Raw genomic sequence first — 26,689 nt, 5'->3', positions numbered from 1 at the left:
GCCCGGTGCAACTTGGCGCCGTTCCAGCCCAGGCGCCCGCGTGGCCGCTGCTTCGATCCTTCGCGATCGTCTCGTCCGCCGCGGTCCTCTCCTCGTTTCCGCAGGTGCAACCTGCCGAGAGCAGCAGCCCGAAACATGCGATGCCGACGGTGTGGTAGGGAGTGGCAAGCGAGATCATAGGTCACCCACGATGGTCAGCTCCTGCTCCCCTCCTACGGGCAGGGCTCACCGCTACTTTGCACACACATCTGTGCGGACATGCGCGCGCCCGTCGACATCGCAGCTCGCTCTCGTCGGACCTGTGCTCCGATCAGCCCCCGAAGAACGCCTTCGCCTGCTCTCCCAGCACGTTCTCGCCCTTCGGGCTGCTGGCGTGGCAGCCGTCGCTGACCTCGCCCGCGTCGTTGTTGAGGATGAACTTCCCGAGGTAGCTCATGTTCTCGTTGATGGTCGCGTCCTTGGCCAGCTCTTGCGCCTTCATGTCCGTCCAGTCGGCGCCGCCCGCCCCCGCGATGAAGCAGTCGTGCCCTGCGTTGTAGACCGGCTGGCCCACGATGTAGATATGCGTGCCCGGGTTGACGTGCTGGCGCGCCGCGTTGACCATGTCACGGAGCTCCTTGTCGGTCGCCCGCTGCGACAGGATGCAGATCTGGACCATGATGGCCTTGACGACGTCTTTCCCGCCGATCGACTCCATCTTCCGGTCGAAGAGCTGCCAGGAAGAGCTGTTCGGGTTGGTCCAGTTCTGGACCACCATGGCGCCCGTTTGGTAGTTGTCCGCGTTCCACATGACCTTGCCGCCGACGCGCTTGTAGCCAGTGCCGATGTTGTTGGCCATCGAGCAGCCGGTGTACGCAACCGAGTTGTCGCCCGTCGGAGGCAGGCCGTCACCCCCGCCGCCCGTCCCGGGATCGCCGCCCGTGCTCGTGCTGCTCACCGACGCCGGTCCGCTCGGGTCAGCGCCGCCGGTGCCGCCTCCGCCGGTGCCGGAAGCGCCGCTGGTGCTGCCGCTCGGGGCTCCTCCCGCGCCGGTCGTCCCCGTTGTCGCACCGGCAGAGCTGGAGCTTCCAGCGCCTGTCCCCCCGCTCGTCGAGCTCCCGGTCGTGGAAGCGGTGGTGCCCGTCGTCCCTCCGGTTGCTGCGCTCTCCGACTCCGAACCGTCGTTCGGGTCGACTTCTGAAGCGCAAGCTCCGAGGCTGAGCACGGCCATCCCAAGAGCGCAACGGACCACCAATCGGGAGGAAAGAACAGGATAATTCATCGTCGTCACCTTCTGTTAGGGGGCGCTGGTCAGGACCTGCGGAGACCCTCGGCTCGCGTCCGACCCTCCTTGTTCTATTGCCGCTGCGACCCGCGTGAATAGACGGCGAGATCGCCGTCGCCCCCCTTGGACAGATCTGTCATCCCCCGCTCGTCGACCTGGAGAGCCATCAAGATGCCCACTCTCCGAGGGGAGCGTCACCGAAAAGTTCCGTTCGGTCTGACCTCGCGTCTGTACGCAGTTCGCGGCCCTTGCCGTCGCGCCCTTCGGTGCCCAACGTGCGCCGCCATGCGTACGTTGTTTCTCGATCTCGACGGCACCTTGACGGATCCGGCCCCTGGCATCGCCGCCTGCTTCGTGCACGCGGCCCGTGTGCTCGGGCACGGCTCGATCGGCCTCGCCGAGGTGCGCCGCTTCATCGGTCCGCCGCTGCGCGAGGCGTTCGCCGAGATCCTGGCGACGCGCGACAGCGTTCGTATCGAGGAGGCCGTGCGCGTCTATCGCGAGCGCTTCGGCACGCTCGGCCTGTTCGAGAACAGCGTGTATCCCGGTGTGCCAGAGGCGCTCGCGCAGCTCGGCCAGGCGGGCCACGGCCTCTGCCTCGTCACCAGCAAGGCGGCCGTCTATGCCGAGCGCATCGTCGACCACTTCGGCCTTCGCTCGCACGTGCCTCGGGTCTACGGCGCCGAGCTGTCCGGCGAGCGCTCGACAAAGGCCGAGCTCATCGCGCACGCCCTCGAGCGCGAGTCGCTCACCCCCGCCGACGCCTGCATGATCGGCGACCGCGAGCACGATGTCCTCGGCGCCAAGGCGCACGGCCTCGTGGCGATCGGGGTGACCTGGGGATACGGATCGCGCGCGGAGCTGGAGGCTGCGGGCGCCGACCGCGTCGTCGACACGCTGGAGGAGCTGGTGCTGGCGGTGCGTGCGCTGAGGGAGGCCCGAGGCCGAGCGGCTCGATGAGGCCGCGCCCCTCCCGCGCCCGGGGGGTGTCGGGTTTGTCACTCCCCACGCCGGCCTGTGTGGCGTTACTCTGTGGCGCGCCACGAGGCTTCTCGACGATACTTATCAACTTATGACGGTAGAGCTGATTCATGCCATCGTTCGCCAGACCACCGTCCTCATCGCCCAGCTGGCGACCTCGGGCGGCTGGCGCGCACCCCTGGCCCAGCTCGCAGACCAGGTGTTCCAGGACCTGGTCACCGAGCTCGAGCGGCAAGGGGTCAGCCGCAAGGTGAGCGCCGACATGTTCGGCATGGGGCTCCGGACCTATCAGCGCCGCGTCCGGCGGATCACGGAGAGCTCGGTCGAGCGCGGCCGTTCGCTCTGGGAGGCCGTGCTGGACCACATCCGCCGCCGGGGGATCACGCCGCGGGCCGAGATCTTGAGGGCGTTCGCCGGCGAGGATGACGTCCTGCTCCGCGGGGTGCTCTTCGACCTCTGCGAGAGCCGCCTGATCTTCCAGGCGGGGCAGGGGGCTCAGGTGGTGTATCGCGCGGTGTCCGACGACGAGCTGGGCGCGCTGCGCGCGCTCCGCTCCGGCGAAGGCGTCGACGAGCTGGTCTGGGCGATCATCTACCGGGAAGGCCCGCTCGCGCGCGACGAGCTGCTGCAGCGGACGCACATCGAGCGCGCGGAGCTCGACGCCGCCCTGGGGCGCCTCGTGGAATCGGCGCGCGTCGAGCGGACCGGGGAGGGCGCGGGCGCGACGTACAGCGCCGGGAGCCTCTACGTGCTGCTGGGCTCGCCCGTGGGGTGGGAGGCGGCGATCTTCGATCACTTCCAGGCGATGGTGAAGACCATCCTGTGCCGGCTGCGCGAGGATCGCTCCGCGCCCGGCCTCGGCGACCGCGTCGGGGGGAGCACCTATACCCTCGACCTGTGGCCCGGCCATCCGCACGAACAGCGGGCTTACGAGACGCTGGGGCGCCTGCGTGCCCAGCTGGTCGAGCTGCGCGAGCAGGTCGAGGCCTTCAACGCGGCGCACGAGAGGCCGGACAGGTACACGCAGGTCGTTCTGTACATCGGACAGTGCTTGATCCAGCAGGACAGCGGGGGCGGCGATGAGATCTAGGGTGGTCGTGACGGCGTGCCTCATCGCGAGCGTGACGGGCGGGGCGCTCCTCGGCTCGGCCTGCAGGGACATCGGCCCTCAAACGGGGAGCGAGACCAACTTTCTCAGGAGCTGTGATGCCAGCTGCGCGGACGGTCTCTCCTGCATCTGCGGCGTCTGCACGCGCGCCTGCTCGGTCGCCCGCGAGTGTACGGCGCTCGTCTTCGGCGCCGAGTGCGTGGCCGTGGCGGAGCGGCCTGCCGAGGCGGCCTGCGACGCGGCCGAGAGCGCCGCGTTCTGCGATATCTCCTGCAGCGGCGACGTCGACTGCGAGCCGCTCGGCGCGCCGTTCCGCTGTCAGGGCGGCTTCTGCCGGACGCCCGGCGACGGCGAGACGGCGACCGCCTGCCCGGCGACCACGCTTTCGCCCGGCGACAACGAGCGCACGGTGACGGTCGGGGACACCACCCGAAGCTACGTCGTTCGCCTCCCCGCGAGCTACACGGGCGCGAGCCCCATGCCGCTGGTGCTCGATTACCATACGCTGGGCGGGACCCCGGCGGAGGAGGCCGAGGCCTCGGGGTACCGCGAGCTCGCCGAGGCCGAGGGGTTCATCGTCGCGTGGCCGCAGGGCATCGACGGCGCGTGGAACATCGGTCCGTGCTGCACGACGTCGCGTGACGTCGACGACGTGGGGTTCGCGCGCGCCCTGGTCCAGGAGGTCCAGAAGGAGGCGTGTGTCGACCTCAAGCGGGTCTATGCCGTCGGCGTCGCGAACGGGGGCGGGATGGCGTACCACCTGGCCTGCAACGCCGCGGACGTCTTTGCCGCGGTCGCTCCCAGCGCGTTCGACCTTCTGGCGGCGTCGGAGCAGCCCTGCCAGCCGTCGCGGCCTGTGACCGAGATCTCGTTCCGGGGTACCGCGGACTTGCTGGTGCCTTACGAGGGCGGGCCTCAGCAGGCGCCGAACGGCGCGAACATCACCTTCCTCGGAGCCGCCGGCACCTTCGAGAGGTGGGCCGAGCTGAACCGGTGCACGGGATCACCGAGCGCGGCGGACAGCGACGGTTGCTCGACGTACTCGAGCTGCGCAAGCGGCGCGGAGGTGACGCTGTGCACCACGGAGGGCGGCGGCATGACCTGGGGGAGCCCCGAGATCGGGTGGGCCACGCTGAAGCGGCATTCGCTTCCTTGACACGGAGGCGGCCACCGATTCCGGCGCCGGCCAACCACCCGGCGCCGGCGCTCACCACCAGCCGATGTCCTGGATGACGGTGCCGGCGTCGCCGTACCGCACGATCGCGCGGTTCTGGCGGATCTCGTAGGACTTCGGCGAGCTGTCGACGATGTCCTGATCGAAGGTGTGGCACTCGAGCTTGTAGGTGCCCTCGCCCTGCATCAGCGCGCCCTTCAGCTTGATGTACGTCTCGTTGTAACGGCTCCTGAGCCGCAGGATCGCCTCCTGCGTGGCGTCGATGAGCAGCTCGAGGTGGACCGTCTTCTCCCGCTTCGGGTGCGACGCGTCGAACGCGAGGTTGACGACGACGCCGGCGTCGAGCAGCGCCTCGATGTCCGACTTGGAGAACGTCTCGAAGACCATGAGCTTTGCCATCGCGCGCTCCTTCCAGGGATGTGCTCGTGGGTTTGTACTACGGCGCGCAGCCCGGGGCCGAGGATCCTCGCGCGGCGCGACGCCGGGGCCCCGCGATCGCCCCCGGGCAACGGGGGCCGACCGCCGCGCGCGCCGCGGCCGAGCGGCAGAAAATCCCTCCAGATCGCGGCCGAAATGCTGCTCCCGCCGGTCGCCCCGTGCGATGAAAATAAAAATCAATTGCATCTGTGCCGGCGCGTATGCTAGGAGGGAGCAAGCACGCTGGAGAGGGAGGAGCAGGGGCGCGGTGTGCCCTGGGGCTGCCTGTCGGATCGCGTTCGTCCGAGGAGGTGGCTTCGCGGGCACCCTGGCGCCTGCGGACGCTCACGTCTGCGCTCTCGATGTGGGGACGTCATGAAAACAGATTTCTTCCAGCTGCGTTGTCGTCGCGCGCGTGGAGGGCGGCGCGGCTGCGGCCGTGTGGAGTCGATGAGACCGAATCGACGGAGATCTGTGCCATGAACGATAGAGACACCCAGAAGCAGTTCATCCTCGAGGGGAAGCTGACGAGAGTGATGTGGGAGCTCTCGTGGCCCGCGGTGCTGGCCATGGTGCTCTACGGGCTCAACGCCTTCCTGGACGCCGTGTTCGTGGGCCAGCTGATGAACAAGAGCGCCCTGGCCGGCGTCGGCATCGCCTACCCCTTGTCCCAGATGACGCTCGGCCTCGGCAGCCTGGTCGGGACGGGCGCGGGCACGGCGCTCAGCATCTACCTGGGCGCCGGCGACAAGAGCAAGCTCCACGGCCTGCTGGGCAGCGTGAACGGGCTGTCGCTGCTCCTCAGCCTGCCTTACACCGTGCTCGCCTACGTGTTCGCTGAGCCGCTGGTGCGCATGATGGGCGGCACCGGGGAGATCCTCGCGTACGGCACCGAGTACTTCAAGGTGACGGCGCTCGGCTCGGTGTTCTGGGTTCACGGCCTGGCCGTGAACATGACGGTGCGCGGCGAAGGCAAGATGAAGACGGCCGCGTGGATGATCTCCCTCGGCCTGCTGGTGGATGTCCTCCTGAAGCCGCTGTTCATCCACACGTTCGGCTGGGGCGTGCAAGGCGCGGCGTGGGCCACCAACGCGGCGATGCTCGTGTACTCGGTCGTGGGGCTCCTGTATTTCGCGCGGGGGCGCGCCTCGTTCGACTCGGCCTGGCGCACGATCCGCATCGATCCGGCGATCCGGAAGCAGATCGTCTCCCTGGGCATGCCGGGCATGATCTTGACCATCATGGGCATCGCCCAGAACGTCGTCGTCTACAACGCGGTCTCGGGCCAGGGCACGGAGAACGACGTCGCCTTCTACGCCGCCTGCAACCGCCTCTTCCTGTTCATGCTGACCCCGATGCTCGGGCTCATGCGCGCCTTGCAGCCGGTGGAAGGGATCAACTACGGGGCGCAGCGCCACGTCAGGGTGAAGCGGGCCTTCAGCCTCTTCGGGCTCGCCGGGGTCGCGTTCGTCCTGCCGTTCTGGCTCGCGATGATGCTCGCCCCGAGCGCGGTCCTCGGCTTCCTGCTGCCGGGGTCCGAGTTCACCGCGCAGCAGCTGCTCGATTTCCGGATCTACATCGTCGTGCTGCCCCTCCTGCCGTATGTCTTCAACGCGCTGGTGCTGTTCCCCTGCCTGGAGAGGGCGAAGCTCGCGAGCGTGGTCGCCCTCCTGAGGCAGGTGGTGCTCTTCATCCCCCTGATGTGGCTCCTCCCGAGGCTCGTCGGGGTGAGCGGGGTCTACTGGGGGACCACTGCCATCGATGTGGCGATGTTCCTCCTCGTGCTCGTCATGGTGAATCGAGAGTTTCGCAGGCTCGACGGGCGCGACGTCGAGACGAGCGCCGCGCTCAGGGAAGCGCCCGCCGGCTGAGCCCGGCCCGGCCTCCGGGATCTCCCGCCGGCCCGCGGCGATCACCCCGGTGATCGGCAGGAAGCGGCGCGCACCGGCCGACCCCCGCGTGGCGCTCTCCCGACGCGCGATGTCCCCTTCTCCCTTGCCCGCCCAGAGAGCCCGCGCCGATCGCCGCGCGCGCGGTCATGAACGGCATCCTGGGTACACATGCAAAACTATTGCAACATCCTAATGGTTGCTATAGATGTCGCCGCATGAACGCCAAGGCTCCCGCGCGTCGAGGCTCGGCGCGCCCGTCCCGGGCGCGAAGGAGCGCCGGCGCCGCCGCTTTTGTCACGGCCGGAGCTCTTCTCGCGGGCGGGGCCGCGCGCGCGCAGGACGCCGGCGCGGCTTCGCCGGCGGAGCCGGCCCGGGACGCCGCGCCGGACGGCGAAGCGCCTCCGGGCGCCGCGGATGAACCCCGACAGGCGCCGGAGAATCACCCGCCGGTCCTCACCTCGTTCGCCGAGGCCGATTACCCGGCGGCCGCCCACGCGCAAGGCCGGGAGGGGACCGTCGTGCTGAGGCTCAGCATCGAGGCGGATGGGCGGGTGTCGGCGGCGGACGTGGCGCAGGCCGCGGGGCACGGCTTCGACGAGGCGGCGCAGGCCGCAGCGCAGCGCTTCCTGTTTTCGCCTGCGCGACGGGGGGACACCCCGGTCGCCTCCCGGATCCTCTACGCCTACGAGTTTCGCCTCCCGAAGGCGCCTGCGAGCGGCGCGCTCCGCGGGCGCGTGCTCTCGCCCGGCGCGAGCTCCCACGGCGTCGCCGGCGCCGAGGTGCTCGTGCGGCACCAGGATGGCTCCACCGAGCGAACGCGCACCGACGGCGAGGGCCGGTTCCAGATCGAGGGCCTTGCGCCCGGGCCCTGCGTCGTGATCGCCGAGGCGAGCGGCGTCGGCCGGGCCGAGGTCGAGACCGAGATCGCCGGAGCGCACGTCGCCGAGATCGCCTTGCGGCTCGTGCCATCCGGCGAGGAGGCCCCGATCGAGGTGACCGTGCGCGGGCCGTCGGAAGCCGAGCGGCGCCGGCAGTCGGCCGAGGCCGTGACGGTCGTCGAGACGGACCGCATCAAGCGGGAGTCCTCGGACATGGGCGAGGTGCTCGCGCGCACGCAGGGGGTCGGCGTGCGCCGCGAGGGAGGCCTCGGCTCGGCCACGCGCTTCTCGCTGAACGGGCTGACGGGCGATCAGGTGCGGTTCTTCCTCGACGGCGTGCCGCTCGATCTGGCCGGCTATCCCTTCGGCGTATCGAACGTGCCGGTCGGCCTCGTCGAGCGCGTCGAAATCTACAGCGGCGTGGTCCCGGTGCGCCTCGGCGCCGACGCCCTCGGCGGGGCGGTCGACCTGATCACCGATCAGGATCTCTGCGAATCGCGCGCCGGCGCGTCCTACGAGGTGGGCTCGTTCGAGACCCACAGAGCGGCGCTCGCCGGCAGCCACCTGCACAGGCCGAGCGGCTTGTTCGCCCGCGCGAGCGGCTTCTTCGATTACGCGAAGAACGACTACCCGGTCGAGCTCGACGAGGTAGAGGACGAGCGCGGGCGCTTCTCGCCGGCGCGCGTCTACCGCTTTCACGACGCGTACCGCAGCGCGGGAGGCCACGTGGAGATCGGGGTCGTCGATCGGCCGTGGGCGCGGCGCTTGCGCCTGCGCGCCTTCGTGACCGACTACGACAAGGAGTACCAGCACAGGCTCGTCATGAGGGTCCCGTACGGCGGCGTGACGTACGGAGAGACGTCGGCAGGCGTGAACCTCCGTTATGAACAGCCGCTGGGGCGCGGCGTGTCGCTCGACGCGGTGGGCGGCTATGCGTACGTCCGAGGGCGCTTCCTCGACGTCGCGACCTGCGACTACGACTGGATGGGACGCTGCGACCCGGAGGGCAGCGAGCCTGGCGAGACGGACGCTTTCCCTCACGACCAGGTCTTCTGGGACCATTCCGCCTTCGCGCGCCTCAACGTGGAATGGCGCATCCGGCCGTCACACGCCGTCCGCCTGGCCGTCGCGCCGACCTACGTGACACGGACGGGGGATGAGCGCCGGCAACGCGACCCGGATAGCCCCGATCCGCTCGCCGACCGGCGCAGCGTGCTCGCGCTGGTGAATGGCCTCGAGTACGACCTCGACCTGCTCGAGGACCGGCTCGATAACGTCCTGTTCGTCAAGCAGTACGTGCAGCGCGTCGCGAGCGAGAGCCCGGCCGCCGGTGATCTTGCGCGCGACCGCGACGGGAGCACCCACCGCTTCGGCATCGGCGACGCGCTCCGGTACAGGTTCACGCCCTGGCTCTACGGGAAGGCCTCCTACGAGTGGGCGACGCGGCTGCCCAGCCCCGACGAGGTCTTCGGCGACAACACGTTCATCGCGGCCAACCTCGGGCTCGATCCCGAGATCAGCCACAACGTCAACCTCGGGCTCACCCTCGACGCCCGCGAGACGCCGGCGGGCGCCCTTCGCGCGACGGGCAATGGCTTCCTGCGCGCGGCGGACCGGCTGATCGTGCTCCTCGGCAACGATCGGGACCAGAGCTACGAGAACGTCCACGGCGCGCGGTCGCTCGGCGTCGAAGGCTCCGCCGGATGGACCTCGCCCGGGGAGCACCTCGCGCTCGACGGCAACGTCACCTACCTCGATTTCCGCAACACCTCGAGCGAGGGGGCGTTCGGCGCCTTCGAGGGAGATCGCATCCCGAACCGCCCGTACCTCTTCGCCAACGGCACCGCGCGCCTCCTGTTTCGCCGCGTCCTCGCCGCGGAGGACGAGGTCGCGCTCACGTGGAACAGCCGCTACGTGCACGAGTACTTCCGCACCTGGGAGAGCCTCGGCCGGCGTGAGTCCAAGCAGGTGATCCCCTCGCAGCTCGTGCACTCGGCCGGGCTCGGATACGTCGTCCGGCGCGGCAGCGCGAGCCTGAGCACGACGCTCGAGATGCAGAACCTCACGGATGAGCGTGTGTTCGACTTCTTCGGCACGCCGCGCCCGGGACGGAGCTTCTACGTCAAGACCACGGCGGAGCTCTGAGCTCGAGGGGCAGGTGATGGGATGAACGGCCACGCGACGAACCAACAGACCCTGCGGCTCGCCGAGCACACGAACCCGAGGAGATGAGATGCACACCGTTGTAGCCGTCAAGAACCTGCTCGTTCAGTCCGGCGCGTCCTGGGTCCTTTGGCTCCTGTTCGCGCTCTCGGCGGGCAGCATCGCCATCGCGATCGAGCGCTGGCTCTACTTCCGATCGAAGGACGACGACGTGCGAGCGCTCGCCGCCGAGCTCGACGCCCACCTGTCGAGTGGCTCGGTCGCCGCCGCGCTCGACGCGCTCCGGCCGATGCGGTCGGTCGGGGCGATCGTCGCCCGTGCGGGCCTGAGGCTCGCGCAGCGCGGGTCGGCAGCGGCGGACAAGGGGATGCAGAGCGCGATGGCCGCCGAGCGGAAGGCGCTCGAGGCGCGGCTCGCGTACCTCGGGACCCTCGGCAACAACGCGCCCTTCGTCGGCCTCTTTGGCACCGTCATCGGCGTGATCCTGGCGTTCGAGCAGCTCGGTCAGGCCACGGGGGCGGCGGGCGGCGGGGCCGCGAGCCAGGTCGCCTCCGCCGCGGTCATGGCGGCGATCGCGGAAGCGCTCGTGGCGACGGCCGTGGGCATCGGCGTCGCGCTGCCGGCGGTGGCCGCTTACAACTACCTGCAGCGCCGGATCGCCGCGATGCTCGACGACGCCGAGACGCTCTCGAACCTGGTGCTCGCCTACCTGGCGACCGGAGAGGCCGCGTCTCCGTCCTCTCGTGTCGAGCTCGCGCGCGCGGCCCATGGCGGAGCTTCGATCGACAAGCCGATGAACGGCGAGGCGTCCCGCCCGGAGGCGGCCTAGTCATGGCGAGCGCCGGGCAGAGCGCGAGATCCCGCCGCGGCGGGATCATCGAAGGGATCAACGTGACGCCGCTCGTCGACATCACGCTGGTCCTCTTGATCATCTTCATCGTCACCGCGAAGATCGTCGTCGCGCCCGCCGTCCCGCTGGATCTGCCGCACGCGTCGCAGAGCGAAGAGGTCCAGGCGGTGCTGAGCGTGGTGCTGCCCGCGGAGGGGCCCGTGCAGGTCGACGGGGCCGCGATCGACGATGCGGCGCTCCGCGAGCGCGCGCGGGCGGCCCTGTCGCGCGATCCGCAACTCCGGGCCGTGATCCAGGCCGACCGCGCCGCCTCGCACGGCCGCGTGATGACGGTGCTCGACACGCTGAAAGCCGCGGGGATCGCGCGTGTCGCCTTCGGCGCCGTCCGCCCGGAGGCCGAGGCCCATGCGGCGGAGAGGACAGGCCACCGATGAGTCGATCGGAATTCCACCCCGAGAGCGTCGCCGGCATCGTCCTCGACGCGGCGCGCGCCCACGACCAGCCCCGGCGCGCGAGGGGACGAAGCCGCGCATTCGCGGCCGACAGCACCGCCGGGATCGTCCTGGGAGCCGTCAAGGAACACTCGGCCCGAGCGCTCGTGCTCGCGCTCATGCCGGCGGCCGTCATGCAGGGCACGGTCGGGATCATCGCGCTCCGCCTGGGACCGGACGACACGACGGCGAGCCAGCGCGAGGCGCGCCCGCCGCTGCAGGTGGAGCACGTGGTCGATCTGGCCCCACCACCGTCGCCGCCGAGCCCCTCGCCACGAGCGGAAGCTCCGGCGCCCAGGGCCGCCGAGCGCTCCCCCGCGCGCGCGGCCGCTCCTGCCGCTCCTCGGGCGCCTGACGCGCCCTCCGCGCCTCCACCGCCCGCGCAGGCAGGGCAGGTCGCCCTGGCGGAAAACGCGGCTGCGCCGCTCGATTTCACCGGGTTCGACATCGCCGTTGGACGCGGAGAGCGGTATGCCGGGGGTGTCACCTCCTCCGCGGGGACGAGCGCGCAGGCGGTGAACGCCGCGCGTGTGGACCAGAGCGCTCCTCCGGAGCGCCGGCAGGGAGGCCCCTCGCGCGCGAGGCCCGTCGGGCAGCCCGCGCGGGAGTGGAATTGCCCCTGGCCGCGCGAAGCGGACGCGCTCTCGGTGGACGAGCAAACGGTGGTCATTCGCACGGTCGTTCGTCCGGACGGCACCGTAACCTCGGCGGAGCTCCTCTCGGACCCGGGATACGGCTTCGGCCAGATGTCGCTCGCGTGCGCCCGCAGGCAGCGATTCCTGCCCGCCGCCGACGAGGGAGGCCAGCTCATCACGGCGACGTCGCCGCCCATCCGCGTGAGGTTCACGCGACATCCGCGATCCACGGGCGCGCCCTAGCGAAGCCCGACGCGAGAAAGGAAGCACGAGATGAACTCTTCAGGTACTACCAGGCTCCTCGAGGTCGAGGCCGCCGTACGCCCGAGCGCCCGGCGCGGCGAGCAAGGGCGGCGGCTCATGGAACGATTCCGGACGGGGGGCGCTCGCTGGGCTCTCGCGACGTCGTGCCTCGTTTGCCTGTCGCTCGCGGCGGGTTGCGGCAGCGACCCCGCGGAGAGCGGCGTAGAGGAGCCGGACGACGGCGGTCCCCGCTATGCCGTCGCCAGCCGTGTCGAGGACAGCGACTTCACGAACAGCACCATGTTCGTCTGGGTGGTGGACGACCTGAGCGAAGGGGCCGTCCGCCTGGACGAGGCCACCGAGCTCCCCGGGAGAGGCTCTATCTGGGGACTTCCGCGAACCGAGGTCTTCTATGTCGTGAGCTCGGAAGAGCTCACCGTCTCGAAATACGGCGTGGCTGGCGGCAAACCGGAGCTCGAAGCTCGGCTCGGACTGGGCGCAGCCGGGATCTCCTTCCTCCTCGGGGAGAGGATGATGTTCGACGGCCCGGACCGAGCGTTTCTCTTCGACCTCGTCTCGGGGCAGGCGCTCGAGCTCGATCTCGCTGCCATGGAGATCACCCGGAGCATCGACGTGTCGGACGTGCGGATCGACGCCGCGGACTACACGTTCCTCGGGGAGCCCGGCTTTCGCGAGCACGGCGGGCGGCTCGTCGCTCCGCTGTACGGCGTGAGCGCGGCGTACGATCGCGTGGCCAGCGAGTCGAAGGTCCTCTTCTTCGATCCGACCGACGGCTCGATCGAGGTGAAGGCCGCCCCTTGCGGAGGACTCTACTATACGGCGAAGGCGCCGAGCGGAGATATCCATTTTGCGTCCGATCCTTATGTCGCCTCGATCTTCATGGTCGACCCGGAGAGAGCTCCTGCGCCGTGCATGGCGCGCATGGCAGCGGGCCAGGACGAGCTCGATACCAGCGTTGTGGCGCTCAACGACGTGACCGGCGGCCCGACCGGCGGCCTGGTCCCTGGCTCCGACGGCGTGGCGTACCTGCGCGTGCTGGACGCCGGCCTCTACTCGCCCAGCGCTGACGCCACCCATCTCGAGGCTTTCTCGGCGCAGAGCTGGCAGACGTGGCGCATCGAGCTCGACGAACCAGGCTCGGCCGAGCCCCTCGATCGCCAGCCGCTCGCCGGCGGCATCAAGGTGTTCGAGGTGGACGATCAAGCTTACGTGAACGAGTCGACGGCAGGCTTCGGCTCGACCACGCTGGTGCGGACGACCGGGGACGGCGCGCCCGCGCGCGCCCTGACGATGCCTGGCGCCACGTGGGGTGTCTTGCGCGTGCGCTGAACCGGATACGGAGGGATCCCATGTCCAACTCGAACGGGCTGATCGTGAAGGGGTTGACGAAGACGTACGCCAACGGCGTTCGAGCGCTGGACGGCGTCCACCTGGACGTCGGACCGGGGCTCTACGGGCTCCTGGGCCCCAACGGCGCGGGCAAGAGCACGCTGATGCGCACCCTCGCCACGCTCCAGACGCCGGACGCGGGGACGATCACGTTCAACGGGATCGACGTCATCGCGTCTCCTGACCGCCTCCGCCGCCGCCTCGGGTACCTCCCGCAGCAGATCGGCGCGTACCCGGGGGTGACGGGGCGGTCGCTGCTCGAGCGATTCGCATGGCTGAAGGGGCGCACGGACCGGCGCGAGCGCGACGCGGAGATCTCGACGCTGCTCGCGCGCGTCAACCTGAGCGACGTCGGCCACCGCGAGGTCGCGACGTACTCCGGGGGCATGCTGCGGCGGTTCGGCATCGCGCTCGCGCTCCTGGGATCTCCGCAGCTCCTCATCGTGGACGAGCCGACCGCGGGCCTCGATCCGGCCGAGCGCAACCACTTTCATCGCGTGCTCGCGGAGGTCGCCGCGGAGGCCGTCGTGTTGCTCTCGACGCACATCGTGGACGACGTGGAGAACCTCTGCGGGCGACTGTCGATCGTCCACCGGGGTCGCGTCGTCGCCGAGGGAGCGCCGGCCGAGCTGACCGCGCCGCTCGCGGGCCGCCTGTGGACCCGGACGTACGCGCGGGGCGAGCCGATCCCCGACGACGCGCTGAACGTCTCTCCCACGCCGAGCGGCACCCGCGCCGTCGTTGTGCGCGATGTGTCGCCCGGCGACGGCTTCGTCGCTCACGCGCCCAAGCTCGACGACGCCTATCATTACCTGCTGGCCGGATCGCGACAGGCGGAGGCCGCATGAGCTCCGCGCGCATCTACGCCGTCGAGGCGTGGCACGAGCTGCGGGCGGGGCTGCGCACCTCGCTCGTCCCGCTCATGTTCGTCGGCCTCGTCGGCTATCTGTTCATCATGCTCTCGAGCGCGGAGTACCTGCGCGACATGGGCGGGGCAGACGTCGCGCGCAACAGCCCGCATGTGGTCTTCCTGATGACCTCCGGGCAATCGTTCTGGCTCATCTTCGCGTGGGCGTGGATCTTCGCGCAGGTCGTCACGCGGGATCGCGCCGCGGGGCTCCACGAGCTGGTGCTCTCCGCGCCCGTGTCGCTTCGCGGACTGCTGATCTCGCGCTACGTCGGCGCGGTCGGGCTCGCTTGCATCCTGGGCTCGGCGAGCTCGCTCGGCTTTCTGCTCTTCCCCGGGCTCGCCGCGCTCGGGGTGTTCCCAGAAGAGGCGGTCGGGCCCACGCCGCTCCTGGCGATCGCGTCGTCGTGGGCGCTCTTCGTGGTGCCGTCGGCCATCGGCCTCGGGGCGCTCTACCTGACCGCGGCGCTCCGGACCCGGAGCACGGCAGGGCCGTTCGCCGTGGCGGCGGTGGTCATCTTGATCTGGATGGTGGCCATGATCGTCCTGCGGGGCGGTGACCTGCACACGGACATCGCGACCGTGGTCGACGTGAGCGGCTTCGGCGAGGCGGAGGCGCAGACGAAGCGCTGGACGCCGCACGAAAAGGCGACGGCGCAGCTGGCCATGTCCACGCCGCTCCTCGTCAATCGGCTCCTCTGGAGCCTGGTCCCCCTCGCCATCCTGGCGTTCGCGCTCGTGCGGCTGGGGCGCGAGGCGCTCGTGCTCGGGCGGGCCGGCAAGCCGTCGCCGACCGGCGAGGCGACCTTTCGTACTGCCGCGCCCGCCGTCGCGGCGCTGCCGCCGATCACGGCGCCATCCTGGCTCCGCGCGACGCTGTCCGAGGCTCGCTGGCACCTCTCGCTGACGACCCGAGGGTGGGCGTTCCGTACCGCGGTCGCGCTCTGGACCCTCATGAACGTGGCAGGCGCCTTCTACCATGTGATCGGGCACGCCGAGGGGCCGCTGGTCCCACGGCCTGCGCTGCTCGCGCCGTTCCTCATCCGCCTTTGTTACGTGTTCTCCGTGTTCGCCGTGGCGGGGTTCGTGGGGGCGCTCGCTCGTCGAGATCAGCAATCCGGGTTCGACGAGATGATCGACGCGACGCTGGCGCCGCTCGGAACACGCGTGGTTGGCCGCGCCCTCGCCGCCCTCCTGTTGACGACGGTCATGGCCCTGGCGCCTACGCTCTCGGCGTGGATCGTGACAGGTCTCACCCTCCCTTCGAGCTTCGAGCCGTGGAATGCGCTGCTCGTGAACGCGCTCGTCGCCGCGCCCGCCCTGCTGGAGCTCGGCGCGATCACGTTCCTCGTCCACGCGCTCGTGCGTTCGCCCGGTACGGGGTACGCCGCGTCGATGCTGGCTGCGTTCATCGCGCTCGTGAATCACGAGATCGACATCGTCTCGTATCCACCCGCGCAGCTGGGGATCCCGGTGCATGTCGCCCTCTCCGAGCTCTCGGGGTGGTCTCCGTGGCTCGTGCCGGTGCTCGAGATGGGCGTCCTGAAGCTCGGCTGCGTCGGCCTCGCCGTGGCCCTGGCGTGGCTCGCTTACCCGCGCGGCACGGCCCTGAGGACGATCGATCGATGGCGCGGGGCGGCGCGGCAGCTCGCCCAGGGCGCGGGAGCCCTGGCGGCCCTCGGCCTCTTTGTGATCGCTTGCTCATCGACGATCTTGCGCGAGCAGATCGTGGTGCAGAGCGGCTTCGCATCGAAGAGCGAGGAGAACGCCGCCGACGCGGCCTGGGAAGCCCGTTTCTGGCCGGAAGCGTCGGCGTTCTCCGTGGAGGGCGGCGAGGTCGAGGCGAAGATCGCGCCGTCCGCGCGCGCCGCCCGCGTCCGCTGGACGCTGCGGGGAGTGCGGGCCAGCGCGGCGAAGCTGCACGGGAGCCTGCGCACCGGGATGGACATCGACAGCGCCCAGGTCGGCGGCTCCCCTCGTGAGGTCGTCACGGCGAACGAGCACTTCATGGTCGATCTGGGCAGCTGCGCGCAGCGCGGGTGCGACGTCGAGCTCGAGATCACGATCGCGTCGCCCCGCTGGTTCGCCGAGGGAGAGGCGCCGTGGCTGGACGGCTCCGGCGTGTGGGCGCGCGCGGCCGATCTCCTGCCGCGGCTCGGGTACGACGGAGAGCGAGCGCTGCGATCTCCGTCCACACGCCGCGCGCTGGGGCTCGCGGAGCGCCCCGGCGCACTCGACAGGAATGCGCTGGTACCCGCCCTCGCCGTGGCGCCGGCGGGCCTTTGGCGCTGGTCGGTGTCGTTCTCCGAGCAAGGCGTGAGCACGCCTGTCGAGGGGCGCACGACACAGGGCCTCGACTTCGCCGTGGCGTGGCTGCCCAGGGGGGCGGAGCCGAGACAGCTGCGGCAGGAGGGCCTCACGGTGTGGCATGGCCCGTCGCGCTCCGGTACCGCGCGCGAGGTCCTGGAGGACGTCCAGGTGATGGGCGCGTGTGTTCAGGCGCGGCTCGGGGCCACCCCGGAGGTGACGACGGTCGTGCAGGCGCCGCGCGACCTCGGCGAGATCCGGGCGCATGGCGCGGTCCTGTGGCTGCCGGAAGGGGACGGCTGGGACGTGGCCGCGTCCGGCGCCGGACGCCTGAAGCGGCGGGCCGCGGTGGCCGAGGCGCTCGCCGCGCGCTCGCTCGCGGACCGCGCCGATCTGCGCGCGGAGCCGGGGGCGCGGTGGCTCATCAACGGCGTCGCGGGGTGGATCGGGCTCGAATGCGTGCGGTCGTCCGACGGCGGTGACGCGTGGCTCGCGCTGCTGGATCGCCGCAGCGACGACGTCGCGGATGCGCTCGGCGCCCTCGACGCGCCCGTGTCGGGTCTGGCCGATGACGGCGCGGCCAGCTGGGTCATGGCGTACGCTCCGCTGGAGACCCTCGCATGGGCGCAGGCCACCGGAGGCGCCGAGGCGTTGCGCGCAGCGACGCGGGTCGCCGACATGGTGCGCTCCGGAGAGCCGGTCCGGGGCGCGCTCGCGCGAGCGGCAGGCCCGATCATGGCCGACCGCCTCCTGGGTCCCCCTTCGGCCTCGGATGTGACGGTCGCGATAGCCGACGGCGGCGCGCTGGAGGTTCGCGGCGAGCGCTCGCGGTGGGAGAGGGGCGGCTGGCGGCCCGTCTCCAGCTCGTTCGAGATCGTTCAACGCTTCCACGACGAGGAGACGCCGGCGCGCGTGACCCGCGTGCCGGCAAGATTGGAGAGCGATGCGCAGTTCGTCGTCTTCGACGCGTGGCCCTCATTCGAACGCTCGCCGCGGGACAACGCGTGGAAGGCAGGCCCTCATTGACGGCGCGAGCCCTCGCCGCGCCTGCACATCCCCGGGCGTCACGAGCATGAGGGCTGTGCAACGAACATGTTTCGCCGCGGCATGGAGGACCCGCTGGCTGCGCTGGTGAGCGCTGAGTAGGGCGGCGCCTGACGAGCGCATCGTCGACTCATTTCGTTAGGCTTTCGAATGTGATCTGAGAGGTCGAATTCCTCCAGATCCGCTCAAATTCAGCGCGGAGGCGCCTCCGGGGAGCGATCGTGTCCGCCGCGCGAAATCGCCCTCCGCCGGCTTGACGCTGATGCAATTAATATGTATATGCATTTAGTAAGCATCTTCAAGATGCAGGCGACTCGGCGTCGTGCCTATCGGCGCTCGCGAGGCCACGCTCCACGGGCATGGCGTCGCGAGCCGGGAGGGGTACATTTGCGATAGCTGTCCATGACAGGTCGGCGTGAGCTCCGACCCGCAGATCGCGGGGGCGGGCGCTGCCGTATCGTCATGTCGTGACGAGAATCTCGTCTGGATGGGGTGCGACCGCATGGGCCTGCGAACCTCGCAGGGCCCGCGGGTCAATGCTGGAAGGCGCGCGAAGCGGAACGCTTCGACCATCTGCCGCTCGGTCGACGTGTTTACCGTGACGCCTGTTCCCGATTCGAAGGCTCGCCACCCGAGCACGAAGCGGGGGCGCGGCCGTGGCTCGCGCCCGGAACACCGCGCGTAGCGAGCGGGACGTGGGCTGAAGAGCTCACGTGCTTCTGCTGCGACTGACGTCTCGGCTGCGGCCTCTCGTACCAGAGGTGACCTATGTTGCAAAAGCAACTTTTGTGTAAATACAACAGAAGCGATGCGGAGCGACAGGGGGGATGCGCCCTCTTTCGCGCTCCTCGAAGAGATCGAGGCGCAGGCGGCCCGGGACGGCATCACTCACGTGCGGGGCGAGCATGAACATCTCTCATCAACGGCACTATTTCGAGCGCCGCGTCTCGATCGGCGCAGACCCCATCGACCTCGCGGCGGCGCTCGCCAGGTCGGGCTCGCGCGCGACGTACTTCGTGTACGAGCGCGACGGCGAGTGGAGCGTCGCCCTCGGCGCGGCCTTCGAGCTCACTGCAGACGTGCACGGCGTGCACCGCATCGACGCGACGGGAAAGCAGAGCTGTCCCGGCGGGGACTGCCTCGCCGCGGTCGAGGCGGCGCTCGCGTCGATCCCGCTCCGTGGCTGGCGCGCGTACGGCACGGCCTCGTTCGAGTTCGCGTACCTGCTGCACGGCATCGAGGCGAACCTCGGCACAGAGCCCCTGCTTCACCTGACCATCCCGGAGGTCGAGATCCGCCTCCAGCGCGGCACGGCGCTGGTTCGAGCGCTGACCTCGGACGAGCTCGAGAGGATGGTGGACGTCCTCGCCTCCTCGAACCGGCGCCATGCGCGCGGGATGAGCGACGTCGCCGGCCTCCCCCCCCTCCCCGTCCCGCCGCCGGAGGTGCTCCCCGCGAGGCTGCTCGAGACGACCGGCGCGGCGAAGTACAAGGAGCTGGTGGCCGCGGCGACGACCGAGATCGCGGCGCGCAAGCTCCACAAGGTCATCGCGTCGCGCGTCGTCCCGGTCGCCGCGCCGGTCGATCTCATCGCGACGTACGTCGCCGGGCGGCGACAGAACACCCCGGCCCGATCGTTCGTGGTCAACTGCCGCGACCTGAAGTTCGCCGGATTCAGCCCGGAGACCGTGCTCGAGGTGACCGCCGGAGGGCAGGTGATGACGCAGCCGCTCGCCGGGACCCGGGCGCTCGTCTCGGACGACGATGAAAACGCGCGCTTGCGGGCCGAGCTGCTCAGCAATTCGAAGGAGCTGGCCGAGCACGCGATGTCGGTGAAGCTGGCGTTCGAGGAGCTCAGCCGCGTCTGCAAGCAGGGGAGCGTGACAGTGAACGAGTTCATGGCGATATCCCGCCGCGGGACCGTTCAGCACCTCGCCTCACGGCTCTCGGGCATGCTCGAGACGGGCAACACGGCCTGGACGGCGTTCCAGGTGCTGTTTCCCGCCATCACCGCGTCGGGGATCCCGAAGAGGGAGGCTGTCGACTGGATCCGGAGGCACGAAGCGGAGAGCCGGGGCCTCTACTCGGGCGCGGTCCTGACGCTGGATCACGACGGCGCGATGGATGCGGCGCTCGTGCTGCGGACGATCTTCCAGCGAGGGAGCAGCGTCTGGCTGCGCGCGGGCGCCGGGATCGTCGCGGAGTCGACGCCCGAGCGAGAGCTGGAGGAGACCTGCGAGAAGCTCCAGAGCGTGGCGCGCCACCTGGTGCCGCCGGAGTTCGCCAGCGAGCCGCTGTGACGCAGGGGACATGGTGTTCCGGACTTGAGCTTGCCTTCTCACGAGTCAGCCAATGCACGAACAGACACAGCGAATGCACGACGAAGTCGCCTCTTCGGATCTGAGGGAGACGGTCGCGAGCGTGCTCGGCGTGGTGGCCGAGACCGTCCGTGAAGACAGCAACCTGATCGAGCTCGGGATGGACTCGATCACGATGATGCGCCTCGCCGGCAGGTGGCGGCGGCAAGGCATCGAGGTCGACTTCGCCGAGCTCGCGGCGAACCCGCGGGTGTCGGCCTGGAAGGCGCTGATAGGAGAGCGGAGCTGTACCAGGGGCGAGCGCGACGAGCGTTCGCCCGCGGCGGCCACCATCGACGAGGCGGCGCCCTTCGAGCTCGCGCTGATGCAGCACGCGTACTGGGTCGGCCGCGAGCAAGGCCAGCAGCTGGGCGGCGTCGCCGCGCATTTCTACAACGAGTTCGATGGCGAGGGCGTCGACCCCGCGCGGCTGGAAGCTGCCGTAGGGGAGCTGCGCAAGCGGCACGGGATGCTGCGGGTGCAGATCCTGAGCGACGGTCGCCAGCAGATCCTGCCCGACAGCCGCGGGCGCGGGCTGAAGGTCCACGATCTGCGCGCCCTGTCGGCCGAGGCGGCCGAGGAGGCGCTCGCCGAGCTGCGCCGGACGCTGTCGCATCGGACGCTGGATCTGGCTGCAGGCGAGGTGTTCGAGCTCCAGATCTCGCTCCTGCCGGACGCCATCCGCGCGGGCGGCACGCGCCTGCATGTGAACCTGGACATGGTGGCCGCCGACGCGCTCAGCCTGCGGGTGCTGCTGGCCGACCTGGCGCACCTCTACGCCGGTTCGCGGCCGCTGCCTCCGATCAACACGAGCTATCCGCGCTACCTGGCGGAGCGCGAGGCCAGCCGCGCGAGCGTCAAGGGCCAGCGGTCGCGGAACGCCGACCGAGCGTACTGGCAAGCTCGCTTGAGCGACCTTCCCGCTGCGCCGGAGCTGCCCGCCGCGCCCTACCACGTGAACGTGGGCGCCACGACGGTGGTGCGGCGCCATCGCTGGCTCGCTCCGGAGCAGGTGCGCGCCTTCGCGTCTCTGGCGGCGCGCCACGGCCTCACGCCGGCCATGGCGATGGCGGCGGTCTTCGCCGAGACGCTGACCGCCTGGAGCGCGGAGCCGCGGTTCTTGATGAACCTGCCGATGTTCGACCGAGAGCCCTTGCACCCGGACGTCGGGATGCTGGTGGGCGACTTCACCTCCTCGGTGCTCCTGGCCTGGGACGGCGCGGCCCCTGGCACCTTCGCTGAACGCGCGCAGCGCCTGCAGGCCCAGTTCCATGCGGACGCGGAGCACGTGGGGTATTCGGGCGTCGAGGTGCTGCGCGACCTCTCCCGGCAGCGAGGCGAGCAGGTGCTGGCGCCAGTCGTCTACACGAGCGCGCTCGGCCTGGGCGAGCTGTTTCCGGAGGTGGTGAAGCAGCGCTTCGGGAGGGCGTCCTGGATCATCTCCCAGGGGCCGCAGGTGTGGCTCGACGCGCAGGTCACGGAGCTCGACGGCGGCCTGCTGGTCAACCTGGATGCGCGTGAAGATGCGTTTGCGCCGGGCGTGCTGGACGCGATGTTCGACGCGCACGGCCGCCTGCTGGAGCGCCTGATGGCGTACGAGGAAGCCTGGCGGCAGCCCGTACCAGCGCTGCTCCCGGGAGAGCAGCTGAAGGTGCGCGCCGCCGCGAACGCGACAAGGACGGCTGTCTCGGGCAAGCGCCTGCACGACGGCTTCTTCGAGCTCGCGAAGCGACAGCCGGAGGCGCCTGCTCTCCTCTGGGGCGAAGGCGGCAGGATCTCGTACGGAGAGCTCCGGCAGCGCGCGCTGCGCGTGGCGGGCCACCTGCGGGAGCACGGCGTGAGCGCAGGCGACGTGGTGGCGATCCAGCTGCCCAAGGGGCCGAGTCAGATCGTCGCCGTGCTGGGCGTGCTGGCCGCCGGCGCCACGTACCTTCCGATCAGCGTGGATCAACCCGCGCTGCGCCGCCAGCGCATCCTCGACGCCGCCGGCGCCGCCCTCGTGCTCGATGACGTCCCGGAGGGGCAAGCGTCGCTGGCGGAGCCGCTGGCCGGCGCGGACTCGGATCTCGCCTACATCCTGTTCACCTCGGGTTCGACGGGCGAGCCGAAAGGCGTGGAGATCACGCACGCCGCGGCGATGAACACCATCGAGGATCTGAACCAGCGCCTCTCGCTGGGCGCGGCCGACCGGACGCTCGCGCTGTCCGCGCTCGAGTTCGATCTGTCGGTGTACGACATCTTCGCGCCGCTGTCGGCCGGCGGCGCCGTTGTCTGCGTCGAGGAGTGGGCGCGTCGCGACGCGGGGGTCTGGGTCGAGCTGCTGCGCAGCCATCGCGTGACCGTGCTCAACTGCGTGCCGGCCCTGCTCGATATAACGCTCGCCGCGGCCGGCGACGGTCCCGCTCCGCTGCCGCTCCGCGCGGTGCTCCTGGGCGGCGACTGGGTCACCCTCGATCTGCCGGGCCGCCTCGCGCAGCGCGCTCCGCGCTGCCGCTTCATCGCGCTGGGCGGCACCACGGAGACCGCGATCCACTCCACGATCTGCGAGGTCACCGAGGTGCCTCCGCACTGGAAGTCCGTGCCGTATGGCAAGCCCCTCGGCAACGTGCAGCTGCGCGTCGTCGATCCTCTGGGGCGCGACTGTCCGGACTTCGTCCCGGGCGAGCTGTGGATCGGCGGCGCCGGCGTGGCCCGCGGCTACCGTGGCGACCGAGAGAAAACGGCGAACAAGTTTCTCCACGCGGACGGGACGCGCTGGTACCGCACCGGTGACCGCGCGCGGTACTGGGCCGACGGCAGCGTGGAGTTCCTCGGGCGCGCCGACTTCCAGGTGAAGCTGCGCGGGCACCGCATCGAGCTCGGCGAGATCGAGGCCGCGGTCGGGGGTTATCCCGGCGTCAGCCAGGCCGTCGCGGTGCTGGGTGAACGTGGGCTCTATGTGGCCATCACCCCGGATGATCCGAGGATCGATGTGCCCGAGGCAGGCGAGATCATCGATCTGCGGCGACCGCCGCCGGAGCTCGCGGATCTGCGCGAGTTCCTGGTGAACCGCCTGCCCGCCGTGATGGTGCCGGATCACGTGTTGCGCTGCAGGAGCTTGCCGCTCACGCCCAACGGCAAGATCGATCGCAACGCCTTGCAGCGAGCGGTGAGCACCATGGCCCTTCAGGCCAAGGCGACCGTGAGCGCGCCGGTCGGCGAGGTGGAACGCCGGGTCGCCGGCGTCTGGGCCGAGCTGCTCGAGGTGCCGGAGGTGGGCCGCGAGGACAACTTCTTCTCCGCGGGCGGCGACTCCCTCCTGGCGACACGCCTCGTGCGCCGGCTGCGCGAGGTCGGCCTCGACGGCGTCAAGCTGGCCGATCTGTTCGCCCACCCGACGCTGGCCGGGTTCGCTGCCAGGCTGTCGCTCGGCGCGGGCGCTCCGGCGCTGCCGACGCTGGTCGCCGATCCGGAGAGCCGCCACCAGCCCTTCCCGCCGACCGAGGTGCAGCGGGCCTACTGGCTGGGTCGCGACGAGAGCTTCACGCTCGGGGGCGTCGCCTGCCAGTTCTACCGCGAGTACGACGTCGTCGATCTCGACGTGTCGCGGCTGGAGGCGGCCGTCGACGTCCTGGTGCGACGGCACGAGATGTTGCGCGCCGTCTTCGATGAGCAGGGCCAGCAACGCATCCTCGCGGACGTGCCGCGGTTCACGATAGAGGTCGTCGACGGCGGCGACGACCCGGCTCAGGCGTACGAGGCGCTGCGGCGCGACTGCTCACACCGGGTCTTCGATCCGACCCGCTGGCCGCTGTTCGGCATGCGGGCGGTGCGATCGGGCGACAGGACGCGCCTCGGCATCAGCCTCGACAACCTCATCCTCGACGCGCTCAGCATCCTCACCTTCTACTCGGAGCTCACCGCGCTCTACGAGGCTCCCGACGCTGCTTTGCCGCCGGTCGGGCTGTCCTTCCGCGACTACGTGCTGACGTGCACGCCGGGATCGGAGGCGCTCGCCGCCGCGCGGGCGTACTGGGCGAAGAAGCTGCCAGAGCTGCCGCCGGCGCCGCAGCTGCCGCTCGCCCGAGATCCGGCCGAGGTGGGGCGCCCGCGCTTCACGCGCCACGAGGGCAGCGTCGACGCGAGCCGATGGCGCCGGATCGTCGAACGCGCGGGCGAGCACGGCATCACGCCGTCCACGGTCCTTCTCACGGCGTTCGCCGAGGTGCTCAGCCGCTGGTGCAGCCGCCCCGACCTCACGCTCAACCTGACGCTCTTCGATCGCCGTGAGGTGCATCCCGACATCCACACGGTCATGGGCGATTTCACGTCGCTCACGCTGGTCGGATACCGGCCCGCCGCCGGCGAGAGCTGGGTGACGCGAGCCCGGCGCGTCCAGCAGGAGCTGGGCGACGCGCTCGACCACCGCGACGTGTCGAGCATCTCGCTCGTTCGCGAGCTGGCAAGGCTGAGCGGCGCGCCCAGCCTGACCATGCCGGTGGTGTTCACGAGCGCCCTCGGCGTCCCCGGCGGCACCGCTGCGCCGTCGAGCGGCCCCTTCAGGAAGCAGGTGTGGGGCCTGACGCAGACCCCGCAGGTGTGGCTCGACCATCAGGTGATAGAGGCCGAGGGCGGCATCGCCCTGAACTGGGACGTTGTCGAGGACCTGTTCCCGGCGGGCCTGATCGCCACGATGTTCGATGCGTACCTGCGCGAGCTGAGCTGGCTGAGCAGCTCCGAATGGCACCTGCCCGCGCCCGATCTCCTGCCCGAGCCGCAGCGGCGCGCGCGCGCGCTCGTCAACGCGACCGCCGGAGAGAGCCCGCGGCAAAGCCTGCACCGCGCGTTCTTCGACCTGGCGCGCGAGCAGCCGCGGCGGATCGCATTGCGCTGGGGCGAGGCCGAGGTGATGCGCTACGGCGAGCTCGCGTCGCGCGCGCTGCGCCTCTCGGCCGCGCTGGCCGAGCAAGGCGTGGCGACAGGCGATGTCGTCGCCGTGAACCTGCCCAAGGGGCCCGATCAGATCGCCGCGGTGCTGGGCGTGCTGGCGGCCGGAGCCGCCTACCTGCCGGTCGGGGTGGATCAACCCGATGCGCGCCGCGACAGGATGCTGGGCCAGGCAGGGGTCCGGGTCGTCGTCACCGGCCCGGAGCCGAGGTGCTGGCCGGACGGCGTTCGTCCGTGCGTGTTCGGACAGGCGATGGCGTCCGCGCCCGCGCCGAGCCCGGCGGCGATCGACGCAGAGCAGCTGGCGTACATCATCTTCACCTCCGGATCGACCGGCGAGCCGAAGGGCGTCGAAATCACCCATCGCGCCGCGCTGAACACGGTGCTGGACATCAATCAACGCTTCGACGTCGCCCCGGAAGACCGCGTCCTGGCCGTGTCTGCGCTGGATTTCGATCTGTCCGTCTACGATATCTTCGGTCTGCTGTCCGCCGGCGGCTCGCTGGTCTTGATCGAGGAGGAATCGCGGCGCGATGCGAGGCGCTGGCATGAGCTCGTGTGCCGGCACGAGGTGACGATTTGGAACAGCGTTCCGACCTTGCTCGACATGCTGCTCATCGTCGGCAGCGCGGCGGAGCCGCCGGGCGCCCTCCGCCTGGCGCTCGTCTCGGGCGACTGGATCAGGACGGATCTGCCCGGGCGGCTCGCCGCGCAGCGGCCGGGATGTCGGTTCATCGCGCTCGGCGGCGCCACCGAGGCCTCGATCTGGTCCAACTTCTTCGAGGTGGATGGGGTCCAGCCGTCGTGGCGCTCGATCCCCTATGGCTATCCCTTGCGCAACCAGCTCTTCCGCGTGGTGGACGCGCATGGCCGCGACTGCCCGGACTGGGTGCCGGGCGAGCTGTGGATCGGCGGTCTCGGGGTGGCGCGCGGTTACTGCGCCGCGCCGGATCTGACGGCTCGCAAGTTCGTGGGAGACGGCGCGCGGTGGTATCGCACCGGCGACGTCGGGCGTTACTGGCCCGACGGCGCGCTGGAGTTCCTCGGCCGCACCGACACTCAGGTCAAGATCCGCGGTCATCGCATCGAGCTCGGCGAGGTGGAAGCCGCTCTGCGGTCGCACCCCGGTGTGCGGAGTGTGGTGGCCGTGGCGGCCTCCGGGCGCCTCGCCGCCGCCGTGGTCCCTGCCGCCGCGGAGCTCAGCGCGGAGCAGCTGCGCGACCATGTCACCATGAGCCTGCCGATTCACATGGTGCCAGAGAGGATCGTGGTGCTGGCCCAGCTGCCGCTCAGCGCGAACGGCAAGGTCGACCATGCCGAGATCGTCAGGTTGATCTCGGCGGAGGCCGAGCCCGACGCCCGACAGGTCGAGCCCCCGCAGGGGGAATGGGAGCATGCCGTCGCGGCGCTCTGGAGCGAGCTCCTTGCCGTCGCCGACGTCGGCCGCCATCAGAGCTTCTTCCAGCTGGGTGGCGACAGCCTCCTCGCGACGCGCTTCATCGAAGCGGTGAATCAGCGCCACGCCATCCTGTTGCCGCTGAGGCGCCTGTTCAACGGGCCGACGCTGCGCGAGGTCGCAGCGGCGCTCGCCGCCGAGCACGAGGCCTGCCAGGAGATCGAGGAGGGCGTGCTCTAGCGGCGT

The 26,689-nt window shown here is 70.6% G+C and carries 16 protein-coding genes; 13 read left to right on the top strand and 3 right to left on the bottom strand.

Annotation, left to right across the window (positions count from 1 at the left end):
• Nucleotides 1-310: 310 nt before the first annotated feature.
• Nucleotides 311-937: a hypothetical protein gene (locus WMF44_RS40070; RefSeq protein ID WP_437295314.1), complete on the bottom strand. Its 627-nt coding sequence runs from the start codon at nt 935-937 to the stop codon at nt 311-313.
• Nucleotides 938-956: 19 nt separating this feature from the next.
• Nucleotides 957-1,187 carry a hypothetical protein gene (locus WMF44_RS40065; protein ID WP_437295313.1) on the bottom strand — a complete coding sequence of 77 codons (231 nt, stop codon included), beginning with the start codon at nt 1,185-1,187 and terminating at the stop codon, nt 957-959.
• A gap of 362 nt (nt 1,188-1,549) precedes the next feature.
• Here WMF44_RS40065 and WMF44_RS40060 point away from each other — a divergent pair, with 362 nt between their 5' ends.
• From WMF44_RS40060 to WMF44_RS40050, 3 genes are all read left to right on the top strand, one after another.
• Nucleotides 1,550-2,224 (top strand): HAD hydrolase-like protein, encoded by a 675-nt coding sequence (locus WMF44_RS40060; RefSeq protein WP_437295312.1) that lies wholly within the window; start codon nt 1,550-1,552, stop codon nt 2,222-2,224.
• Nucleotides 2,225-2,336: 112 nt separating this feature from the next.
• Complete coding sequence (locus WMF44_RS40055) at nt 2,337-3,335, top strand: hypothetical protein (protein ID WP_437295311.1); 999 nt, start codon at nt 2,337-2,339, stop codon at nt 3,333-3,335.
• Nucleotides 3,325-4,509: an alpha/beta hydrolase family esterase gene (locus WMF44_RS40050; protein ID WP_437295310.1), complete on the top strand. Its 1,185-nt coding sequence runs from the start codon at nt 3,325-3,327 to the stop codon at nt 4,507-4,509. Before WMF44_RS40055 ends, WMF44_RS40050 begins: the two co-directional genes overlap by 11 nt.
• Before the next feature lie 51 nt (nt 4,510-4,560).
• Here WMF44_RS40050 and WMF44_RS40045 read toward each other — a convergent pair whose 3' ends face one another.
• A complete protein-coding gene (locus tag WMF44_RS40045; protein ID WP_437295309.1) occupies nt 4,561-4,926 on the bottom strand; it encodes a hypothetical protein in 366 nt (121 codons plus the stop codon).
• A 497-nt stretch (nt 4,927-5,423) separates the two neighbouring features.
• Between WMF44_RS40045 and WMF44_RS40040 the strand changes: the two genes are divergently transcribed.
• The 10 genes from WMF44_RS40040 (at nt 5,424) to WMF44_RS39995 (ending at nt 26,683) form a co-directional block, all read left to right on the top strand.
• On the top strand, nt 5,424-6,815 hold the full coding sequence (locus WMF44_RS40040) for an MATE family efflux transporter (protein ID WP_437295308.1): 1,392 nt from the start codon (nt 5,424-5,426) through the stop codon (nt 6,813-6,815).
• 236 nt (nt 6,816-7,051) lie between these two features.
• Nucleotides 7,052-9,859, top strand: a complete 2,808-nt coding sequence (gene mxcH, locus WMF44_RS40035) for a TonB-dependent siderophore myxochelin receptor MxcH (RefSeq protein WP_437295307.1) — start codon at nt 7,052-7,054, stop codon at nt 9,857-9,859.
• Nucleotides 9,860-9,947: 88 nt separating this feature from the next.
• Nucleotides 9,948-10,706, top strand: a complete 759-nt coding sequence (locus WMF44_RS40030; protein ID WP_437295306.1) for a MotA/TolQ/ExbB proton channel family protein — start codon at nt 9,948-9,950, stop codon at nt 10,704-10,706.
• Between the two features lie 2 nt (nt 10,707-10,708).
• Complete coding sequence (locus WMF44_RS40025; RefSeq protein WP_437295305.1) at nt 10,709-11,161, top strand: ExbD/TolR family protein; 453 nt, start codon at nt 10,709-10,711, stop codon at nt 11,159-11,161.
• The gene (locus tag WMF44_RS40020; RefSeq protein ID WP_437295304.1) at nt 11,158-12,096 is read left to right on the top strand and encodes an energy transducer TonB; all 939 of its coding nucleotides are present in this window, start codon (nt 11,158-11,160) and stop codon (nt 12,094-12,096) included. Before WMF44_RS40025 ends, WMF44_RS40020 begins: the two co-directional genes overlap by 4 nt.
• Before the next feature lie 30 nt (nt 12,097-12,126).
• Nucleotides 12,127-13,446, top strand: a complete 1,320-nt coding sequence (locus WMF44_RS40015) for a hypothetical protein (RefSeq protein WP_437295303.1) — start codon at nt 12,127-12,129, stop codon at nt 13,444-13,446.
• 20 nt (nt 13,447-13,466) lie between these two features.
• Nucleotides 13,467-14,354 (top strand): ABC transporter ATP-binding protein, encoded by an 888-nt coding sequence (locus tag WMF44_RS40010; RefSeq protein WP_437295302.1) that lies wholly within the window; start codon nt 13,467-13,469, stop codon nt 14,352-14,354.
• Nucleotides 14,351-17,746, top strand: coding sequence for an ABC transporter permease (locus WMF44_RS40005; RefSeq protein ID WP_437295301.1), 3,396 nt, complete (start codon nt 14,351-14,353; stop codon nt 17,744-17,746). Before WMF44_RS40010 ends, WMF44_RS40005 begins: the two co-directional genes overlap by 4 nt.
• 923 nt (nt 17,747-18,669) lie before the next feature.
• Nucleotides 18,670-20,064 carry a salicylate synthase gene (locus WMF44_RS40000; RefSeq protein WP_437295300.1) on the top strand — a complete coding sequence of 465 codons (1,395 nt, stop codon included), beginning with the start codon at nt 18,670-18,672 and terminating at the stop codon, nt 20,062-20,064.
• Nucleotides 20,065-20,137: 73 nt separating this feature from the next.
• Nucleotides 20,138-26,683 (top strand): amino acid adenylation domain-containing protein, encoded by a 6,546-nt coding sequence (locus WMF44_RS39995; RefSeq protein WP_437295299.1) that lies wholly within the window; start codon nt 20,138-20,140, stop codon nt 26,681-26,683.
• Nucleotides 26,684-26,689 lie beyond the last annotated feature (6 nt).

It is taken from the genome of Sorangium sp. So ce426 (assembly GCF_051475585.1).
In the GTDB taxonomy this organism is placed as follows: domain Bacteria; phylum Myxococcota_A; class Polyangia; order Polyangiales; family Polyangiaceae; genus Sorangium; species Sorangium cellulosum_B.
Note: the sequence above shows the minus strand (reverse complement) of the source record. Positions and strands in the feature narration are given on the sequence as shown.

Bases quoted from the DNA above. Each gene is read 5' to 3' on its own strand.
- WMF44_RS40060 (WP_437295312.1), top strand. From the start codon at position 1,550: ATGCGTACGTTGTTTCTCGATCTCGACGGCACCTTGACGGATCCGGCC.
- WMF44_RS40055 (WP_437295311.1), top strand. From the start codon at position 2,337: ATGACGGTAGAGCTGATTCATGCCATCGTTCGCCAGACCACCGTCCTC.
- WMF44_RS40050 (WP_437295310.1), top strand. From the start codon at position 3,325: ATGAGATCTAGGGTGGTCGTGACGGCGTGCCTCATCGCGAGCGTGACG.
- WMF44_RS40045 (WP_437295309.1), bottom strand. From the start codon at position 4,926: ATGGCAAAGCTCATGGTCTTCGAGACGTTCTCCAAGTCGGACATCGAG.
- WMF44_RS40040 (WP_437295308.1), top strand. From the start codon at position 5,424: ATGAACGATAGAGACACCCAGAAGCAGTTCATCCTCGAGGGGAAGCTG.
- mxcH (WP_437295307.1), top strand. From the start codon at position 7,052: ATGAACGCCAAGGCTCCCGCGCGTCGAGGCTCGGCGCGCCCGTCCCGG.
- WMF44_RS40030 (WP_437295306.1), top strand. From the start codon at position 9,948: ATGCACACCGTTGTAGCCGTCAAGAACCTGCTCGTTCAGTCCGGCGCG.
- WMF44_RS40025 (WP_437295305.1), top strand. From the start codon at position 10,709: ATGGCGAGCGCCGGGCAGAGCGCGAGATCCCGCCGCGGCGGGATCATC.
- WMF44_RS40020 (WP_437295304.1), top strand. From the start codon at position 11,158: ATGAGTCGATCGGAATTCCACCCCGAGAGCGTCGCCGGCATCGTCCTC.
- WMF44_RS40015 (WP_437295303.1), top strand. From the start codon at position 12,127: ATGAACTCTTCAGGTACTACCAGGCTCCTCGAGGTCGAGGCCGCCGTA.
- WMF44_RS40010 (WP_437295302.1), top strand. From the start codon at position 13,467: ATGTCCAACTCGAACGGGCTGATCGTGAAGGGGTTGACGAAGACGTAC.
- WMF44_RS40005 (WP_437295301.1), top strand. From the start codon at position 14,351: ATGAGCTCCGCGCGCATCTACGCCGTCGAGGCGTGGCACGAGCTGCGG.
- WMF44_RS40000 (WP_437295300.1), top strand. From the start codon at position 18,670: ATGAACATCTCTCATCAACGGCACTATTTCGAGCGCCGCGTCTCGATC.
- WMF44_RS39995 (WP_437295299.1), top strand. From the start codon at position 20,138: ATGCACGACGAAGTCGCCTCTTCGGATCTGAGGGAGACGGTCGCGAGC.